This window comes from Nocardia sp. NPDC059177, from assembly GCF_042755165.1.
Classification (GTDB): domain Bacteria; phylum Actinomycetota; class Actinomycetes; order Mycobacteriales; family Mycobacteriaceae; genus Nocardia.
In genome coordinates this window covers 97,595-116,477 of the sequence record NZ_JBHZBX010000002.1, presented here as the reverse complement: position 1 = coordinate 116,477, position 18,883 = coordinate 97,595, and the positions used below count along the sequence as shown (strand labels likewise).

Annotated in this window: 16 protein-coding genes and 2 tRNA genes; 7 read left to right on the top strand and 11 right to left on the bottom strand. The window is 67.8% G+C overall.

Annotation, left to right across the window (positions count from 1 at the left end):
- The first annotated feature begins 112 nt into the window (after positions 1 to 112).
- Positions 113 to 1,678 carry a serine hydrolase gene (locus ACFXK0_RS03700; RefSeq protein ID WP_379408173.1) on the top strand — a complete coding sequence of 522 codons (1,566 nt, stop codon included), beginning with the start codon at positions 113 to 115 and terminating at the stop codon, positions 1,676 to 1,678.
- On the opposite strand, the gene ACFXK0_RS03695 is transcribed toward ACFXK0_RS03700, so the two are convergent.
- From ACFXK0_RS03695 to dnaA, 11 genes are all read right to left on the bottom strand, one after another.
- The gene (locus ACFXK0_RS03695; protein WP_379408172.1) at positions 1,679 to 2,578 is read right to left on the bottom strand and encodes an acyl-CoA dehydrogenase; all 900 of its coding nucleotides are present in this window, start codon (positions 2,576 to 2,578) and stop codon (positions 1,679 to 1,681) included.
- A gap of 5 nt (positions 2,579 to 2,583) precedes the next feature.
- Positions 2,584 to 2,656 (bottom strand) — tRNA-Ala (locus tag ACFXK0_RS03690).
- A 32-nt stretch (positions 2,657 to 2,688) separates the two neighbouring features.
- Entirely contained in the window at positions 2,689 to 2,796 is a 108-nt protein-coding gene (locus ACFXK0_RS03685; RefSeq protein ID WP_278260913.1) for a DLW-39 family protein, read from the bottom strand.
- 29 nt (positions 2,797 to 2,825) lie between these two features.
- A tRNA-Ile gene (locus tag ACFXK0_RS03680) sits at positions 2,826 to 2,899 on the bottom strand.
- Between the two features lie 136 nt (positions 2,900 to 3,035).
- Positions 3,036 to 4,019 carry a DUF3566 domain-containing protein gene (locus ACFXK0_RS03675; RefSeq protein ID WP_379408171.1) on the bottom strand — a complete coding sequence of 328 codons (984 nt, stop codon included), beginning with the start codon at positions 4,017 to 4,019 and terminating at the stop codon, positions 3,036 to 3,038.
- A 39-nt stretch (positions 4,020 to 4,058) separates the two neighbouring features.
- Positions 4,059 to 6,569 carry a DNA gyrase subunit A gene (gene gyrA / locus ACFXK0_RS03670; RefSeq protein WP_379408170.1) on the bottom strand — a complete coding sequence of 837 codons (2,511 nt, stop codon included), beginning with the start codon at positions 6,567 to 6,569 and terminating at the stop codon, positions 4,059 to 4,061.
- 59 nt (positions 6,570 to 6,628) lie between these two features.
- The gene (gyrB, locus tag ACFXK0_RS03665) at positions 6,629 to 8,662 is read right to left on the bottom strand and encodes a DNA topoisomerase (ATP-hydrolyzing) subunit B (protein ID WP_379408169.1); all 2,034 of its coding nucleotides are present in this window, start codon (positions 8,660 to 8,662) and stop codon (positions 6,629 to 6,631) included.
- A gap of 278 nt (positions 8,663 to 8,940) precedes the next feature.
- On the bottom strand, positions 8,941 to 9,477 hold the full coding sequence (locus ACFXK0_RS03660) for a DUF721 family protein (protein ID WP_379408168.1): 537 nt from the start codon (positions 9,475 to 9,477) through the stop codon (positions 8,941 to 8,943).
- 138 nt (positions 9,478 to 9,615) lie between these two features.
- Positions 9,616 to 10,803: a DNA replication/repair protein RecF gene (gene recF, locus ACFXK0_RS03655; protein ID WP_379408167.1), complete on the bottom strand. Its 1,188-nt coding sequence runs from the start codon at positions 10,801 to 10,803 to the stop codon at positions 9,616 to 9,618.
- A 24-nt stretch (positions 10,804 to 10,827) separates the two neighbouring features.
- Positions 10,828 to 12,003 carry a DNA polymerase III subunit beta gene (gene dnaN, locus ACFXK0_RS03650; protein ID WP_379408166.1) on the bottom strand — a complete coding sequence of 392 codons (1,176 nt, stop codon included), beginning with the start codon at positions 12,001 to 12,003 and terminating at the stop codon, positions 10,828 to 10,830.
- 724 nt (positions 12,004 to 12,727) lie between these two features.
- Positions 12,728 to 14,926 carry a chromosomal replication initiator protein DnaA gene (gene dnaA / locus ACFXK0_RS03645; RefSeq protein WP_379408165.1) on the bottom strand — a complete coding sequence of 733 codons (2,199 nt, stop codon included), beginning with the start codon at positions 14,924 to 14,926 and terminating at the stop codon, positions 12,728 to 12,730.
- A gap of 500 nt (positions 14,927 to 15,426) precedes the next feature.
- Here dnaA and rpmH point away from each other — a divergent pair, with 500 nt between their 5' ends.
- The 6 genes from rpmH (at position 15,427) to rsmG (ending at position 18,787) form a co-directional block, all read left to right on the top strand.
- On the top strand, positions 15,427 to 15,570 hold the full coding sequence (rpmH, locus tag ACFXK0_RS03640) for a 50S ribosomal protein L34 (protein WP_005516618.1): 144 nt from the start codon (positions 15,427 to 15,429) through the stop codon (positions 15,568 to 15,570).
- Between the two features lie 22 nt (positions 15,571 to 15,592).
- Entirely contained in the window at positions 15,593 to 16,009 is a 417-nt protein-coding gene (gene rnpA, locus ACFXK0_RS03635; RefSeq protein WP_379408164.1) for a ribonuclease P protein component, read from the top strand.
- Positions 16,009 to 16,308 carry a membrane protein insertion efficiency factor YidD gene (gene yidD, locus ACFXK0_RS03630; RefSeq protein ID WP_336084606.1) on the top strand — a complete coding sequence of 100 codons (300 nt, stop codon included), beginning with the start codon at positions 16,009 to 16,011 and terminating at the stop codon, positions 16,306 to 16,308. Before rnpA ends, yidD begins: the two co-directional genes overlap by 1 nt.
- A gap of 4 nt (positions 16,309 to 16,312) precedes the next feature.
- Entirely contained in the window at positions 16,313 to 17,386 is a 1,074-nt protein-coding gene (gene yidC, locus ACFXK0_RS03625; protein ID WP_379408163.1) for a membrane protein insertase YidC, read from the top strand.
- 25 nt (positions 17,387 to 17,411) lie between these two features.
- The gene (locus tag ACFXK0_RS03620; protein WP_375932076.1) at positions 17,412 to 17,945 is read left to right on the top strand and encodes a protein jag; all 534 of its coding nucleotides are present in this window, start codon (positions 17,412 to 17,414) and stop codon (positions 17,943 to 17,945) included.
- Positions 17,946 to 18,046: 101 nt separating this feature from the next.
- Entirely contained in the window at positions 18,047 to 18,787 is a 741-nt protein-coding gene (gene rsmG / locus ACFXK0_RS03615) for a 16S rRNA (guanine(527)-N(7))-methyltransferase RsmG (RefSeq protein WP_379408162.1), read from the top strand.
- Positions 18,788 to 18,883 lie beyond the last annotated feature (96 nt).

The window sequence follows — 18,883 nt, the reverse complement described above, 5'->3', positions numbered from 1 at the left end:
TTTTCCGGCAAGGTTGCAGCTCGGCCATTCGGCTACGGCGCACCGGCGCACCCACCGTCACAGTCCAGCGACGATCCCGCGATCGGCGGGCAACCGGGACTATCGTCGCCCCATGGTGCCTGCCCGGGGTGCGATCGCGGCGGTCGTCGTCTCGATGACGATCCTGGTGGGCTGCGCCGATTCCGACGACGACCACGCCGCCACGACCACCAGCACCGCCGCGCTCCCGCCGAACCAGGTCGCCGGCATCCCGCTGCCCGACGACGCGGTCGACAACGCCGTCGGCGAACTCGACGAGCTGGTCGAGTCGATCATGGACAGCACCCACATCCCCGGCATGGCCGTGGCCGTCGTGCACGGTGGAAAGACCGTGTACGCCAAGGGCTTCGGCGTGCGGCAGGCGGGTACCGACGACAAGGTCGACACCGACACCGTCTTCCAGCTGGCCTCGGTGTCGAAGTCGGTGGCCGCGACCGTCGTCGCCAGCCAGGTCGGCGCTGGCCGGGTCGACTGGACCACCCCTGTGGTCACCCACCTGCCGGATTTCGCGCTGGCCGACCCCGCGACCACCGCCGAACTCACGGTCGGCGATCTGCTCGCGCACCGCAGCGGCCTGCCCGATCACGCCGGCGACCGGCTAGAGGACATCGGCTTCGACCAGGCCGCGATCCTGGAGAAACTGCGCCTGGAACCCCTTTCCCCGTTCCGGATCACCTACGAGTACACCAACTTCGGGTTCACCGCTGGCGCGGAGGCAGTGGCCGCCGCGGCGGGCAAGGACTGGGCCCAGCTCTCGGCCGACGCGCTCTACACCCCGCTGGGCATGGGATCGACCAGCTCCCGCTTCGACGACTTCCTGGCCAGGCCCGATCGCGCGGTCGGCCACGTGAACATCGACGGCCGCTGGGTGGCGCGCTCGGTCCGCAATCCCGACGCCCAGTCCCCCGCGGGCGGGGTGAGCTCCTCGGTCGACGACATGGCCCGCTGGCTGACGATGCTGCTCGCCGACGGCGCGCCGATCGCCCCCGCCGAGGCCCTGCTGCCCGCGATCACCCCGCAGATCATCTCGGCGCCCGCAGCCACGCCGGATGCCCGCGCGGGCGCCTACGGATTCGGCTTCAACTCCTCGACCGCGGCGTCGGGCCGCACCGCCTACAGCCATTCCGGCGGGTTCACCCTCGGCGCGGCCACCAACTTCCTGGTCATCCCGTCCGCCGACGTGGCCATCGTCGCGCTCACCAACGCGGCCCCGATCGGCGTCCCGGAGACGATCACCGCCGAGTTCGCCGACCTGGTCCAGTTCGGTGAGATCCGCGAGGACTGGCGCGGCCTGTTCCGCGACGCGCTGAGCTCACTGTCCGATCCGGAAGGCGACCTGTCCGGCCAGGCCCCGCCACCGAATCCGGCGCCCGCCCAGCCGCTCGCGAGCTACGTCGGCACCTACGCCAACGAGTACTGGGGTCCGGCGCGGATCACCGAAACCCCGACCGGCCTCGAACTCGCCATCGGCCCGGCCACCGAGCACTACCCGCTGCGGCACTGGGACGGCGACACCTTCGCCTTCGAACCCAGCGGCGAGAACGCCCCGCCCGGCAGCGTCTCCTCGGCGACCTTCACCGGCGGCGAACTCACCCTGAACTACTTCGACGAGAACGGCCTGGGCACCTTCACCAGGTGATCACGCCAGCGAATTCCAGGCGGCCGCCAGGCGCGCGGCCCGCACCTTGCCCGCGACCCCGAGCAGCGGCAGGTCCCGCTCCCAGCGCTGCCTGATCTCCGGGTCGACCCGCGCCCACAGCGGTTCCTGGTCGGCGCACAGCCGCGCCAGCCGGTCGAAGACGCCGCCCAGCGCGATGTGCACGCCCACCGAACCCGGGTCCTCGGCACCGAGGCCACGCACCGCCGCAAACAGCGCCAGCAGCTGTTCTACGGCCTCGGCGGGCCATTGTCCTTGCCGGGCCACCCGCACGAGCTGTCCGAGCAGAGCGGCGAGCACGTGGACGTCCTCGACGGTCCGGAAGGGCTTGAGGAAATCGGTGTAGCCGTCGCCGGGCAGCATGTCGCCGGGCGCGGCGTCGAACACCACGCTCGCGTGCGGGATCTCCGGCGCGAACGGCAGTTCGGGCAACGGTGTCACCACGGCGGCCGGACCGGCGGGTACCAGCACCGCGCGCAGCGCCGGCCTGCCGTCGGGCTGCTCGCCCGCGCGCGCGATCACCAGATACCGGGTGGCGAAGGTGCCGAGCGTGACGAAGGATTTGGTGCCGGTGACGTGCCCGTCCGCGGTGACGGTGGTGGCGATCGCCGAGGGCCGCCCACCGCCTGCTTCGGTGGCGCACATCGAGACGAGATCGGTGGGGGCGAGCGCGGGAACCAGCGCGCGCAATGCTTCGTGGTAGCCGGCGAGGAAGGCCGATCCTGTTCCCGCGCTGTCGAATCCACCGATCGCGGCACGATCGAGCGAACTCGGGAAATCAGCGGACAGTGCCCGATGCCGGGCCAGACCCGCCGGCGCGTCGACCGCGGCGGAATCGCCGGGGACGGCGGTGAGCAGGAAATCGAAAACCATGGAATTCACAGAAGTGGAGCCTAGGGGAATCGAACCCCTAACCCCTGCCTTGCAAAGGCAGTGCTCTGCCAATTGAGCTAAGGCCCCTTGCTGGCGTCAAACCAGTTGGCACACCCGAATCAGCGGGTGGTGACCTCTTTCCAGAGGTCAGCGTCATCGCGCTTGCGGAATTTGGTGATACCGATGAGAACCGCGATCACAACACCGACCGTGAGGACAATCTTCATGATTCCCACCCTACTGTGATGTTCGGGAGTGGGCCTAGGAGGACTTGAACCTCCGACCTCTTCGTTATCAGCGAAGCGCTCTAACCGCCTGAGCTATAGGCCCGAATGCATTCCGATCCCCTGCCGGAGCAGTGAACCGCAACGAGAAACGAGATTACCCCACCGCACCACGGAGTACCAAAACGGCCGGTCAAACCCGTTTTCCGGGTTCGACCGGCCGTGGCACGGCAGTGACTTTCCTAGTCCGGATCGGCCAGGGTCACCTGGATACCGCCGACCAGATCGCAGCACTGGTTGTAGATGAACACCCCGACCGTCGCCAGCGCGGTGAACAGCACCACATTGATCAGACCGATCACACCGGCATAGCCGAAGATCGTGCCCGCATCGATCAGGCTCGACGAGCTGCCCTCCTGGTTGAGCATCTCACCCAGCGAGTTGTCCAGGTTGTCCCACACACCCATGCCGGCCAGCACGATGTAGAGCAGGCCGACGGCCACCATCCACACGAAGAACAACGCCACACTGATCACCAGGGTGATCTTCAGCGTCGACCACGGGTCGATCCGGCGGATCTGCACCGTCGCGCGCAGCGGCTCACCCGTCGCGGCGGCCGCGATGGCCACCGGAACCGCGGGCGAGACCGACGGCGCCGCCACGGCCCTGGCGCTCGGTCCGGGATGCGACGGCACCTGGGCCATCGGTAGCCCAGGGGGCGCCGCAGGCGGCGCGTCCGGCGTGGGATGACGGACCTCGGACAGATCGGGCATGTCCTTGACCAGCTCCGGCCGCGCGATGCTGCGGGTCGGCCCGTCGATACCGACGGACTTCACCATCGCCGCTTCCTTGCGGGCCGCCTTGGCCGCGAGGTCGGCCGTGGTGCGGGCGTTGGACGCGCCGCTGCCCTTGAGCCCACCACCGCCGCCACCGGCCGGGGCGGGCGAGGACGGCCTGCCCTGGCTCGGCGACTCGCCGGGCCGGTACAGGTTCGACTGCGGCTCACGCTGCGGCAGCTGCGCCCACCCGTCCTGGTAGGGCGATTTGCCGCCCTTCCCGTTGTCGAACGATTCGCCGCCCGCGGCACCGGATTCCGGCGCCGGGGCACCTTCACCCTGGGCGCCCTGGCGTGGGATCGGTCGCGGCTGGATCGGAGACGCGGCGATCCGCTCGGTGACGCCGTTGGTCTGGTTCCGATCGTCGTTCGACTGATTCGGTGTGGTCAATGGAATCCTCAGATCCGTTCGTTGCCGCCGCTGGTTGGGTTATTGCTCCGAAGCCGCGTCGCCGGTGAGCTGATCGGGATCGGGCTCGTCGGCGTTGCGCGCGATCGCTAGCAAGGTATCGCCATCCGCGAGGTTCATCAATCGCACGCCCTTGGTCTGGCGTCCGGCCTTGCGAACTTGCTTGGCAGCGGTGCGGATGACGCCACCACTGGAAGTGATCGCGTACAACTCGTCCTCGTCGTCGACGATGAGCGCTCCGACCAGGCTGCCACGTTTCGGATCGTATTGGATTGTCAATACGCCCTTTCCGCCACGACCCTGCGCGGTGTACTCCTCGATCGCCGTACGTTTCGCATACCCACCGGCGGTCGCCACCAAAAGGTAGGTCTCGGCGCGCACCACATTGAGCGAGAGCAGTTCGTCGTCGGCGTTGAACCGCATGCCCTGCACACCGGAGGTGGCGCGGCCCATCGGGCGCAGCGCCTCGTCGGTGGCGGCGAACCGGATCGACTGGCCGTGCGCCGAGACCAGCAGCAGATCGTCGTCGGCCGAGCACAGCACGGCGCCGACCAGCTCGTCGTCGTCACGCAGGTTCACCGCGACGATGCCGCCGGAACGGTTGGAGTCGAAATCGGTGAGCTTGGACTTCTTCACCAGGCCCGCCCGGGTGGCCAGCACCAGGTACGGCGCGTCCTCGTAGGTCTTGAGCTGGATGATCTGGGCGATCTTCTCGTCCGGCTGGAAGGCCAGCAGGTTGGCCACGTGCTGACCACGCGCGGTCCGGTTGGCCTCGGGCAGCTCGTAGGCCTTGGCCCGGTAGACCCGGCCCTTGTTGGTGAAGAACAGCAGCCAGTCGTGGGTAGAGGAGACGAAGAAGTGCTTGACGATGTCGTCCTGCTTGAGGCCGGCGCCCTGCACGCCCTTGCCGCCGCGCTTCTGCGAGCGGTACAGGTCGGTCTTGGTGCGCTTGGCGTAACCGGTCTCGGTGATCGTGACGACCACGTCCTCGCGGGCGATCAGATCCTCGTCGGCGACGTCACCGTCATTGGCGATGATCCTGGTCCGGCGGTCGTCACCATACTTCTCGACGATCTCGGCCAGCTCGTCGCGCACGATGGCGCGCTGCCGCTCGGGCTTTTCCAGGATGTCCTTGTAGTCGGCGATCTCGAGCTCGATCTTGGCCAGATCGTCGACGATCTTCTGCCGCTCCAGGGCCGAGAGGCGGCGCAGCTGCATGTCCAGGATCGCGGTCGACTGGATCTCGTCGATGTCGAGCAGCTGCATCAGGCCGGTGCGCGCGGTGTCGGTGTTGGCCGAACGCCGGATCAGCGCGATGACCTCGTCGAGCAGGTCGAGCGCCTTGACCAGGCCGCGCAGGATGTGGGCCCGCTCCTCGGCCTTGCGCAGCAGGTAACGGGTGCGCCGGACGATCACTTCCAGCTGGTGATTGGTGTAGTACCGGATCATCTGATCCAGGCGCAGCGTGCGCGGCACCCCGTCGACGATCGAGAGCATGTTCGCGCCGAAGCTGGTCTGCAGCTGGGTGTGCTTGTACAGGTTGTTCAGCACGACCTTGGCGACCGCGTCCCGCTTGACCGTCACCACGATCCGCATCCCGGCGCGATCGGAGGACTCGTCGTGGATATCGGAGATGCCGGCGATCTTGCCGTCCTTCACCTGCTCCGCGATGGAGTTGATGAAGTTGTCGGTGTTGACCTGGTACGGCAGCTCGGTGATGACGATCTGGGTCTGCCCGCGGCTGCCCTCCTCGATCTCCACCACACCGCGCATCCGGATGGAACCGCGCCCGGTGGTGTAGGCGTCGTGGATGCCCTGACCGCCCACGATCAGGCCGTGCGTCGGGAAGTCAGGGCCCTTGACCCGCTCCATGCAGGCGGCGAGGGTGGATTCCTCGTCGGCGTCGAAGTTCTCCAGCGCCCAGTAGATGGCCTCGGCCAGCTCGTTGAGGTTGTGCGGCGGGATATTGGTCGCCATACCGACCGCGATGCCGTTGCTGCCGTTCATCAGCAGGGCGGGCACGCGCGCGGGCAGCACGGTCGGCTCCTGCGAGCGACCGTCGTAGTTGGGCACGAAATCGACCGTCTCGTGGTCGATCTCGCGCAGCATCTCCATGGCCAGCGGCGTCAGGCGGCACTCGGTGTAACGCATGGCGGCCGCGCCGTCGTTGCCGCGCGAACCGAAATTGCCCTGGCCGTCGACCAGCGGATAGCGCAGCGACCAGGGCTGGGCCATGCGCACGAGGGTGTCGTAGATCGACGAATCGCCGTGCGGGTGGTAGTTACCCATGGTCTCGGCGACCGGACGCGCGGACTTCACATAGCCGCGGTCGGGGCGGTAGCCGTTGTCGTACATCGCGTAGAGCACGCGGCGGTGCACCGGCTTGAGGCCATCGCGCACATCGGGCAGCGCGCGGCCGACGATCACGCTCATCGCGTAGTCGATGTAGCTGGACTGCATTTCGTTCTGGATGTCGACCGGTTCGATCCGGTCGCCCGCACCGCCGTTGGGGGGCAGCGTGGTCTCAGTCATCAAATCTCCTTCGAGGGCACGGCGTGGGGACGGGCGCGCGGGTCACCGCGCTGCGCCGGCTACACGTCGAGGAAGCGGACGTCCTTGGCATTGCGGGTGATGAAGCTGCGACGCGCCTCCACGTCCTCGCCCATCAGCACCGAGAACAGCTCGTCGGCCGCGGCCGCGTCGTCGAGCGTCACCTGACGAAGCACCCGCACCGACGGATCCATGGTGGTTTCCCACAGCTCCTTGGCGTTCATCTCGCCCAGACCCTTGTAGCGCTGGACGCCATCGTCCTTGTTGATCTTCTTGCCCGCGGCCAGACCGGCCTCGAGCAGACCGTCGCGCTCCCGGTCGGAGTAGGCGAACTCGGGATCGCTGCGCTGCCACTTGAGCTTGTACAGCGGCGGCTGGGCCAGGTACACGTGCCCGTGCTCGATCAGCGGGCGCATGAAGCGGAACAGCAGGGTGAGCAGCAGCGTCGAGATGTGCTGGCCGTCGACGTCGGCGTCGGCCATCAGCACGATCTTGTGATAGCGCAGCTTGGCGATGTCGAACTCGTCGTGGATGCCGGTGCCGAAGGCGGTGATGATCGACTGGACCTCGTTGTTCTTGAGGACGCGGTCGATGCGGGCCTTCTCGACATTGATGATCTTGCCGCGCAACGGCAGGATCGCCTGGTACATCGAGTCGCGGCCGGACTTGGCCGAGCCGCCGGCGGAGTCGCCCTCCACGATGTAGATCTCGGACTTGCTCGGGTCCTTGGACCGGCAGTCGGCCAGCTTGCCGGGCAGCCCGCCCAGATCGGTGGCCGACTTGCGGCGCACCAGCTCACGCGCCTTGCGCGCGGCGACGCGGGCCTGCGCCGAGGAGACCGCCTTCTGCACGATGGTCTTGGCGTCGGCCGGGTTGGCCTCGAACCAGTGCGTCAGGTGCTCGTTGCAGGCACGCTGCACGAACGACTTGACCTCGGTATTGCCCAGCTTGGTCTTGGTCTGGCCCTCGAACTGCGGCTCGCCGACCTTGACGCTCACGATGGCGGCCAGGCCCTCGCGGATGTCGTCACCGGTGAGGTTGCCGTCCTTCTCCTTGAGGAGCTTCTTCTCCTTGGCGTACTTGTTGACCACCGTGGTCAGCGCCGCGCGGAAGCCCTCTTCGTGGGTGCCGCCCTCGTGGGTGTTGATGGTGTTGGCGAAGGTGTGCACGGACTCGGAGTAGCCCGAGTTCCACTGCATCGCGACCTCGAGCTCGTGGCCGGTGCCCTTGCCGGTGAAGCCCACCACCGAGTTGTGGATGGCGGTCTTGGTGCGGTTGATGTGGCGCACGAAGTCGACCAGGCCGCCCGGGTAGTGGTAGGTGCGGGTCTTGACCTTGGGCTCGGCCGGGGCCTCGGCACCGTCCTCGGCATGCTTGGGCGCCTCGGCGGTCTCGCTGACGACCTCGTCGGTGACGTCGGATTCGCTGACCCGCTCGTCGGTCAGGGTGATGGTCAGGCCCTTGTTCAGGAAGGCCATCTCCTGCAGGCGGCGCGAAACCGTCTCGAAGTTGTAGGTGGTGGTCTCGAAGATGTCCGGGTCGGCCCAGAACCGGATCGTGGTGCCGGTGCGCTTGGTCGCCTCGCCCTGGATCAGCTTGCCCGGCTTGGCGTCCTTGTAGGTCTGGGTCCAGTGGTAGCCGTCGTTGTCGATCTCGGCTTCCAGCTTGCTCGACAGCGCGTTGACCACCGAGATGCCGACACCGTGCAGACCACCGGAGACGGCGTAGGAGTCGGAGTCGAACTTGCCGCCCGCGTGCAGCTGGGTCATGACGACCTCGACGGTCGGCACCCCCTGCGCGTGCATGGCGGTGGGGATGCCACGGCCGTCGTCGATGACCTCGACGCCGCCGTCGGCCAGCAGCGTGACATCGACACGGGAGGCGTAACCGGCCATCGCCTCGTCGACCGAGTTGTCCACAACCTCCCAGATGAGGTGGTGCAGACCGCGTTCACCGGTCGAGCCGATGTACATGCCGGGGCGTTTGCGGACCGCCTCCAGCCCTTCGAGGACCGTGATGGAGGAGGCACCGTAGCCCTGCTTGTTGCCCGATGCGTTGGAATCGTTGGCAGCCACTTGTCGGTAGCTCTCCTTACTTGCTGATCCCTGGCGCCGGACAGCTCGCGAACGGCTGCACAGCACGCGCCGAGGGTTCGCCGCTGGTTACGTCACCATCCTACTGGTAAGCCCAACTTACAGTGCACCTACGACACCCCTGGCGCCGCCGTGAATGCAAGAAATCGATCCACGGCGAGATGTTTCCGCCACGCAGAGAATTTTGCCGGTCGTAGACGCGAATAGGCTCGCGTCCGGGCCGGTGGTCGCCGGCGCACTGCCCACCAGCGGTTTATCCACTACCCGTAGGTGTCGCGCGGGCCACGGCCCTTGATGTGCCGTTCACCCTTGCGCCAGCTCGGGGCGGCGGGGCCGGTGATCCGCAGCTGGGTGACCACACCGTGGCCGACCGCCGCGTTGATCTTGGCCAGAAGCTGGCTCTGCAGCATGCGCAGCTGGGTGGCCCAGGCGGTGGACTCGGCCGCGATCTTGAGCACGCCGCCCTCGAGCGTCACCGGGGTGGCGTGCGCGGCGATGTCCTCGCCGACCACGCCGGCCCAGCGCCCGAACACCATGCCCTCGGCCACCTTGCCCGACCAGCCACGACTCTTCGCGATCGAACCGGTCAGCGCCGACAGCAACTGGGGATCGCGCGCGTCGGGACCGGCGCCGGACCAGCCGCTACGGCGGCGGCCACCGGCGCGCAGCTTGCGGACCGGGGAGGCCCTGCCCTGCCCGACCGACTTGCCACTGGCCTTGGCCGCGGCCCGCGCCTCCTCCAGCGCACGGCGGGCCAGATCGATCCCGCGCAGCTCCGGTGCCGGTTCGTCCTGCACGGGTGTTCCGCCTTCCGGGTCGCTGGGGGCTGAGTGTGCACAGAGTCTACGCCGGGGCACCGACAGCGCCGCGATGCGCCGAACCGGGATATGTCCAGCATGTTGCCGGTTTTCCACAGGTGCTGTTGATAACTATCGCTACCTGTGCATATCTTCGGCCGGCTCGGGCACGATCCGCGACACCCGCTGATCGGCCTCGCCGGTGGTCTGCACCCGCAACGGCTCGGCGGCCAGCTCCGGCGGCACATCCTCGGCAACCGCCGCGGTGATCAGCACCTGCTCGGCACCGGCGGCGAACTCGGCCAGCGCGGTCCGCCTGCGCCGGTCGAGTTCGGCGAACACGTCGTCGAGCAGCAGCACCGGCTCGGTGCCCGCGCTGCGCAGCAACTCGAACGAGGCCAGCCGCAGCGCCAGCGCGAACGACCAGGATTCGCCGTGGCTGGCGAATCCCTTGGCAGGCGCGCTGCCGAGCATCAGGTCCAGGTCGTCACGGTGCGGGCCGACCAGACACACCCCGCGATCGAGTTCGCGCCCCCGCGCGGCCGCCAGCTCACGCAACACGATCGCGTGCAGCTGCTCGGTGTCGTCGGCCGCGGGCGCCCTGGCCGGGTCGAGGAACTCCGGCGGCAGATAACCCGACCGGTAAGCGATTGCGGCAGGCCGTGATTCGGGCGCGATCGACCGATACGACTGTGCCAGAAAGGGATACAGGTCGTGGACCAGCCGCAGCCGCTGCGCCAGCAACACCGCGGCATGCTCGGCCAGATGCCCGTCCCACACGTCGAGGGTGCTCAGATCGGTCCGCGAACGCACCTGCCGCCCAGCGGTTTTCAACAGGGCCGAGCGCTGCCGCAACACCTTGTCGTAGTCGGCGCGCACCCCGGCCAGCCTGGGCAGGCGGGCTGTGCACAACTCGTCGAGGAACCGGCGCCGCTCCCCCGGGTCGCCACGCACCAGCGCCAGATCCTCCGGGGCGAACAGCACCGTCTGCAGAATGCCGAGGATCTCCCTGGACCGGCGTACCGGTGAACGGTTGATCTGCGCGCGATTGGCGCTGCCCGCCCGCAACTCGACATCGACTCGCAGCTCGCGGCCGGTGTTGACCACACTGGCCCCGATCCGCGCCTGGGTGGCACCCATCCGGATCAGCGGCGCGTCGGCGGAGACCCGGTGCGAGCCGAGCGTCGACAGGTAACCGACCGCTTCGAGCAGATTGGTCTTGCCGTTGCCGTTGGACCCCAGCAACACCGTGCGGCCTGGGGACAACTCCAGCTCGGCGTGTTCCCACGACCGGAAATCACGGACCGACAGCGCACGGATGAACATGCCGGACTACCCGCGCGGGCCGGCTCAGCCGGGCAGCCGGACCGGCATCAGCAGGTAGATGTACTGGCTCTCCAGCGCCGCGAACGCACCGGACTCCAGCACCTTGGGCTCCTCGTCGGAGGCGGGCAGCAGCACCGCGGGGCGGCTGGGCGTGGTGAATCCGAAGGTGACCCGGTCCGCGTGCAGCGCCGACAGGCCCTCGGTCAGGTAGCCGGGATTGAACGCGATGGTCAGCGCTTCGCCACGGAAGTCGGCCTCGAGCCATTCCTCGGCCCGGCCCGCGTCGTCCCCACCCGCCGACAGCAGCACGCCGTCGGTGGAGAACTCCAGGCGCACCTGGGCGCCGCGCTCGGCCACCAGGGCCACCCGCTTGATGGCCTCGGACAGGGCCGACACGGGCAGCGTGGCGATGGAAGTGTGCTCCTTGGGGAGCAACTGGCGGAACTTGGGGAATTCGGCGTCCAGCAGGCGCGTGGTGGTCCGGCGGCCCGCGTTGACGATGCCGAGCAGGCCGTCGGCCCCGCCACCACTGCCCAGCGAGAGCTGCACGGGCGCGTCGGTGGCGCCGAGGGTCTTCGCGGACTCCGACAGTGTGCGCGCGGGGATGAGCACCGCGGTCTCCATGTCGGGGCGGGTGGGCTGCCACTGCAGGTGCCGCACGGCCAGCCGGAACCGGTCGGTGGCCGCGAGCACCACGTCGTTGCCCTCGATCTCCACCCGGATACCGGTGAGCATGGGCAGGGTGTCGTCCCGGCCAGCGGCGACGGCGACCTGGCCGACCGCCTCGGCGAAAACATCCACACTCAGTTCACCGGTCTGCTGGGGAACCTCGGGCAGCTGGGGATAATCCTCGACCGGCATGGTCGGCAGCGAGAACTTGGCGCTGCCACAGGCGATGAGCACGCGGGTGCCGTCGACGGAGACGTCCACCGGCTTGTTCGACAGCGCCTTGGTGATGTCGGCGAGCAGCCGGCCCGAGACCAGCACCTGGCCCGCACCGGCGACCTCGGCCGCGACGCGCATCTGCGCGGAGACCTCGTAGTCGAACCCGGAGACCGTCAGGCCGTTCTCGTCGGCCACCAGCAGCACACCGCCCAGGACGGGCACGGGCGGGCGGGACGGGAGACTACGGGCCACCCAGGCCACCGACTCGGCGAAATCCTCCCGGGCGACCCGAAACTTCATGCTCGCAAGCTCCATCGCCCGATTTGTCCTCTCACCGAGTCTCGCACACCTGTCGACAACCAAACGGTACCCGGATTACCCGCGAACCCCACATCGACCCTCCCGGCGGATCCACACGTGCTCGACGGTCCCCCTCTCCTCCTTGCTGCCTGTGAGTGAACGAGCAACCGAGCCGAGCGTCCCGATCCGACTTTCCACACACCCTGTTTTCAAGAGATCTCTCCAAGAATGAGAACTGAAGTAGTAGTAGGCACTGTGGAATCTGTGGACTTCGCCCGAATCCCCAGGTCAGCGGGCATGTCGGCTTGGGGATGGCCGTGGAGTGACTCGAGGATGAATCGGAGCCGTCTGGGGACGGACGAAGTTGTCCCAGATCCATCCTCGAGTTGTCCTCGAGTTGTTCCACCGGATTCACCCTGTTGTTCACATGCGGGGGCACCCTGGTAGCAACCCCGTGGATTCCTCGAGGACTCCACACGAATTCCTCGAGGAATCCACAGGGCGATTTCGGCAGCGGCGCAGGTCAGCGAGCCTGTCTGCCTGTGAGCGGAGCAGCCTGTGGAAGATGTGGACAACTCCCTGTGGGTAGATTCTCCCCACTCGCTCCCCAGCCCCTGTGCGCAAACCGGTGGACAACCGGTGGATTCCTCGAGGATTCCACAGGGATTCCTCGAGGAATCCACAGGGCGAAAAAGAACACCGCCCCAGGTCAGGGCGGTGTTCGGGGCTGTGGATGAAATCAGCGCGAGCGCTGTTTGATTCGGGCTGTGAGTTCTTGAACCTGGTCGTACACGCGCCGGCGCTCGGTCATCTCCTTGCGCACCTTCTTCTCCGCGTACATCACCGTGGTGTGGTCGCGGCCGAAGGCCTGGCCGATCTTGGGCAGCGACAGATCGGTGAGCTCACGGCACAGGTACATGGCGATCTGGCGGGCCTGCGCGAGCGGGCGCGCCTTGCCGGGACCGGTGAGCTCCTCGAGGGTGGTGTTGAAGTACTCCGCCGTCACCGCCATGATCGTCGCGGCATTGATCTCCAGCGCCGCGGTGTCGGGCATCAGATCACGCAGCACCACCTCGGCCAGCGACAGATCCAGCGGCTGCCCGTTGAGCGAGGCGAAGGCCGTCACCCGGATCAGCGCGCCCTCGAGTTCCCGGATATTGCGTTCCACCCGGCTGGCGATCAGTTCCAGCACGTCGTGCGGCACGTCGAGCCGGTCCATCCGCGCCTTCTTCCGCAGAATCGCGATGCGGGTCTCGAGCTCGGGCGGCTGCACATCGGTGATCAGGCCCCACTCGAAGCGGGTCCGCAGCCGCTCCTCCAGCGTCGCCAGCTGCTTGGGCGGGCGATCCGAGGACACCACGATCTGCTTGTTCGCGTTGTGCAGGGTGTTGAAGGTGTGGAAGAACTCCTCCTGGATACCTTCCTTACCCTCGATGAACTGGATGTCGTCGACGAGCAGGATGTCGGTCTCGCGGTAACGGCGCTTGAACGCGACCTTGCGGTCGTCGCGCAGGCTGTTGATGAAGTCGTTGGTGAACTCCTCGGTGGACACGTACTTCACCCGCATCCCCGGAAACAGCCGCTGGGCGTAGTGACCCGCCGCGTGCAACAGGTGCGTCTTGCCCAAACCCGAGGCGCCCCAGACGAACAGCGGATTGTAGGCGCGCGCAGGTGCTTCGGCGATGGCCACCGCGGCGGCGTGCGCGAAGCGGTTGGACGCGCCGATGACGAAGGTCTCGAAGGTGTACTTGGCGTTCAGGCTCGCCGAGGACGACTGGTGGGGCGGCGCCTCGGGCGACTTGCTGAAATAGGTCGGCCAGTTGTTGCGCGCGTCGACCACGGGCTCGTCGTCGGTGGACTCGGCGCCGGGCTGGCCGGGGAACGGCCCCTCCGCGGCGGCCTCGGCCGGTGCTTCCTCGACCCGCGCGGCGATCGGCTCCTCGGCCTGCGGTCGCGGCCTGCCCGGCGCGCGCTGCGGCGGCGGATCGGGCGTGAACAACGATTCCTGACCGGGTGGGATGTGCTCGCGCCGCGGCGAACCACCCTGCTCGCGCCGCGACGGCGGGGCCGTCTCGGGTGCGCGCTGCTCGGGCCTGCCACCACGGAACTCACCGCGGCCACCGAACTCGCCACCGGCGAAGTCGGACACGGGGTACGCGGCGGTCGGCTCGTAGTCGGCACCGGGGAACTCGCCACGCTCGCCCGGGTACTCCTGGCTCTTGTACTCGGCGGCCTGCTGGAAGTCCGGCTGCTGTTGGTAATCGGACTGCTGCTGGTAGTCCGACTGTTGATAGTCGGCCTGGCTGTGCAGCTGATCTTCCCGTCGCTGCTGGTATTCGGGCTGCTGGTACTCCGATTCGGCCGGGTACTCCCGGTGCGCGGCGTAGTCGGGGCGCTCGCCGTACTCGCCGCGGCCGCCGTAGCCGTTGGCGTACTCCCCGCCGCCCGGATATTCCGGTGCGGACTGGTACTCGAACTCGCCGGTGCCGTAGCGCGGCCTGCCGTACTCCCCGCGCGCGGCGTAGTCGGGGACGCTGAAATCGGGACCGGGGTAGCCGGCCGGCGGGCGCGTCTGTTCGCGCGGGCGCTCGGGCCTGCTGGTCATCCTGGCGTGCCGGGGCGAACTACCGGCCCGCTCCCCCGCGGCCGGGACCGGCGCGGCGATGCGCACGCCGAGTCCTTCGACCTGCGGGCCGAGCCTGCGGCCCAGCGAACGCAGAATCGGTTCGCGCAGATCGCGCTCGATCGCTTCCTGTGCCAGGGAGGAGGGAACGGACAGCAACGCGAAGCCCTGCGCGACGGTCAGCGGTTTGACCAGTTTCAGCCACGCCTGCTGGGCGCGGCTGACCGCGGGAATGGCGCCGTCGGCCGAACCGGTGGTGAGTTCGGCAACAACTTCCGGCCATACCGTGGCCAACACGTTCTGCTCGTCATCCATGCAGAGTCCTCCCCGGACCGGTTCGTTGGAGCACCGAATATGCCACTCCGGCCGTTTGTCCACACAATTATCCACAGATGTGGACAAACCTGGGGATAGAGGAATTCTGCCAGCGTGTGGCAGTGAATGGGGCTGGTACCTGCGGTTCTGCAGCAATCCCCCGGCTACAGAGGCTAGCTGGCCGGGCCGCAGAAGGCCAGAGGTGTGGAAGAACTCACGAAAAGAGCCCCGGATAGGCCCCTGGCGCCGGGCGTGTCGAGCGACGCAGCGCCGGTTATGCCGGACTTCGTACCCGCTGCGCGGAGCTGGGGGCCGAGTTTGACCCTGTCCAGCGGTATCAGTACCCTCAGACAGTCACCCCTTGGCGCGGTGGCGGCTGTGTGCTGCACGTCGATCGCCAAGGCAATCTGCGCGTAGACCGCGGTCCGCTGCGCAGACATCCGAATCACCGAAAACTTCGGGCACCTCACCGGTGCCCACCAACTCGAGGAGTGTTGACCGTGGCCAAGGGCAAGCGGACGTTCCAGCCGAACAACCGTCGTCGGGCGCGCGTGCACGGCTTCCGCCTCCGGATGCGCACCCGTGCGGGTCGCGCCATCGTTTCGGCGCGCCGCCGTAAGGGCCGTGCCGAACTGACTGCCTGATCGCGCGTAGTCGGACGCTCGGGTGTTGCCTGAGCCGTATCGGTTGCACCACCGTGCCGAATTCTCCCGCACGGTGCGCCGCGGTCAGCGAATCGGGAGGCGAGATCTCGTCGTACACGCGTTCACGCACGCGTACGACGATGTCGCCGACGGCGATTCGCTGGTTCGCGTAGGCGGTCCGCGGTTCGGGCTGATTGTCAGCAAGGCGGTGGGTAACGCGGTGGTTCGCCACCGGGTGGCCCGCCGCCTGCGTCATATGTGCGGCCAGGTGGTCGACGAAGTACCCATCGGCACCGATGTCGTGATCCGGGCGCTGCCCGGCGCGGCGACCGCCGATTCCGCCGAATTGCTGCGCCAGCTGCGCACCGGACTGCGCAAGCTGGGCTTGCATCAGGCTCCGGAGCCCGCGCTCGGTCGCACCTCGGCCGGTGCCCCCTGATGCGGACCCTCACCCGACTCCCCGCGAACGCGCTGATCTTCCTGATCGAGCTGTACCGGACCTATGTCTCCCCCACCCGGATGCCGATCTGCCGGTTCACCCCCACCTGTAGTGAGTACGCGGTGACCGCGCTGCGGACGCGCGGCCTGCTGGTCGGGTCGGTACTGACGGTCGTGCGCCTGGCCAAATGCGCGCCCTGGCACCCTGGGGGGTGGGATCCCGTGCCGGAGCGCGGGTCGAATGCCTTCACAAAGTCATCGCCCGCGCTGATCGGCGATACGAACGACGGGAGTACCTAGAGCCGTGCTCGACATCATCTATTGGCCGGTATCCGCGATTCTGTGGTTCTGGCACAAGGCCTTCGGCTTTGTGTTCGGAGCTGACAGTGGGCTCGCCTGGAGCCTCGCCATCGTCTTCCTGGTCTTCACGCTGCGGCTCGTGCTGTACAAGCCGTTCGTGAAGCAGGTCCGCACGACCAAGCAGATGCAGGAGCTGCAGCCCCAGATCAAGGAGCTGCAGAAGAAGTACAAGAACGACCGCGAGACCATGGCGCGGGAGATGCAGAAGCTGCAGAAGGACCACGGCTTCAATCCCCTGATGGGCTGTCTGCCGGTCCTGGTGCAGGTGCCCGTCTTCCTCGGTCTGTTCCATGTGCTGCGCTCGTTCAACCGCACCGGCCACGGCTTCGGCCAGTTGGGTCTGACGCCCGAAGAGAACGCCAATATCGGCAACTACATCTTCTCGGCGGCCGACGTCCAGTCGTTCCTGAGCGCCCGCATCTTCGGTGCGCCGATCGCCGCCTTCATCACCGCGCCGCAGAACGAGCTCGAAGGCTTCGCCGACTGGGGCGGCACGCCGACCCGGTTGACCATCGCCCTGGTGGCGATTCCGCTGATGGTGATCGCCGGTGTCGCGACCCACTTCAACGCCCGCGCCTCGGTGCAGCGGCAGACGCCGGAAGCCGCGGCCAACCCGCAGGCCGCGATCATGAACAAGCTGTCGCTGTGGGTCTTCCCGCTCGGTGTGATGGTCGGTGGCCCCTTCCTGATGATCGGCATCCTGCTCTACTGGGTGGCCAACAACATCTGGACCTACGGACAGCAGCACCTGGTGTTCGGCCGGATGGAGAAGGAAGAAGAAGAGAAGAAGGCCAAGAAGCTGGAGCAGCGCGCGCAGAACGCGCCGAAGCCCGGCGTCAAACCGGTCGACGTCCGCAAGAAGCAGGACGCTCCGGCCGCCGACGGGTCTTCCTCGAACGGCACCGCCGCGAGCAACGGCACCCCCAAGCAGTCGGCCAAGCAGGGCGGCAAGCGCCGGCCCGGCGGGCAGCAACGGCCGGGAAACCGTGGCCGTGCGAACCAGAAGCGTAAGCGCTGAGACGCGACCGGATAGAGGGAATCCAATGACTGTTGAGACCGAGACCGACGGAGGGGACGCCACTGTGGCGACGACTGTTGACGTCGTGAACGACGCCGAGGAAGCGTTGATCGAAGAGGGCGAGATCGCGGGCGACTACCTCGAGCAGCTGCTGGATGTGCTCGACTTCGACGGCGATATCGACCTCGATGTCGAGGGTGATCGCGCCATCGTGAGCATCGACGGCGGCCGCGATCTGACCAAGCTGGTCGGCCGCAACGGCGAAGTCCTCGACGCGCTGCAGGAGCTGACCCGCCTGGCCGTGCAGCAGGCGACCGGTGTGCGCAGCCGCCTGATGCTCGATGTGGCCGGCTGGCGCGCGCAGCGCCGCGCGGATCTGAGCGAGCTCGGCGTGGCCGCGGCCAAGCGGGTGCTGGAGTCGGGCAAGCCCGAGGCGCTGTCGGCGATGACGCCGTTCGAGCGCAAGATCGTTCACGACGCGGTCGCCGATATCGAGGGCGTCGCGAGCGAGAGCGAAGGCGTGGAGCCGAATCGTCATGTGGTGGTCGTGCCCGAGTAGGCTGATTTCGCCGCTACCACGATTGCTTGTGGATAGGCCTCCGGTCGCGGACCGGGGGCCTTATTCATGCCCGATGATGCGAACGATCTCCACTCGGAAGGATGTTTCACGTGGAACGAGAACTGGGTGCGCTGTCCGCCGAGCTCGAACCGCCCGCCGCTGCCGCGCGGGTTTTCGGCGACCGCCTGGACCTCGCCCGCCGCTACTGCGCGGCACTGGCGACCGCCGGCGTGGAACGTGGTCTCATCGGTCCCCGTGAGGTGCCCCGGCTATGGGAGCGGCACATCCTCAACTGTGCGGTCATCGGTGAGCTGATCGAGGAGGGCGCCTCGGTCGTCGACATCGGCAGTGGCGCCGGGCTCCCCGGCATTCCGTTGGCCATCGCGCGACCGGATCTGCGCATCACTCTCGTGGAGCCGTTGCTGCGCCGCACGGTGTTCCTCAGCGAGTTCATCGAGGAGGCGGGTCTCGAGGTGCGGGTGGTCCGCGGCCGGGCCGAGCAGTCGGGAGTCATCAAGGAAGCGGGCGGCGCGGATGTCGTCACCTCGCGTGCGGTCGCCCCGCTCGCCAAGCTGGCGCACTGGTCGCTTCCCCTGCTGCGCGACCACGGCCGGATGCTCGCACTCAAGGGCACCAGTGCCGCCGAGGAACTCGAACGCGATGGCGCCGAGCTGATTCGCGATGGCGCCACCGATCTTCGCGTCGTCGGCTGCGGTGCGGGGATCGTCGAAATTCCGACGCTGGTGATCAGCGCGGAACTGCTCCCCCGGGCCGAGCGTCCGACGCGTCGCGCGGGACGCAAGGCCGCGGGTGCGGAGAAGAAGGCGCGCAAGCGCCGGTAGCCCTGACCTGATCCTTGCGGGAGCGGGTTTCCGCTTACGTAACGTGACGAAAGTGTCCGAGGGTGGTTGCCTAGGGTGCCCCACTTGCCAAATCCG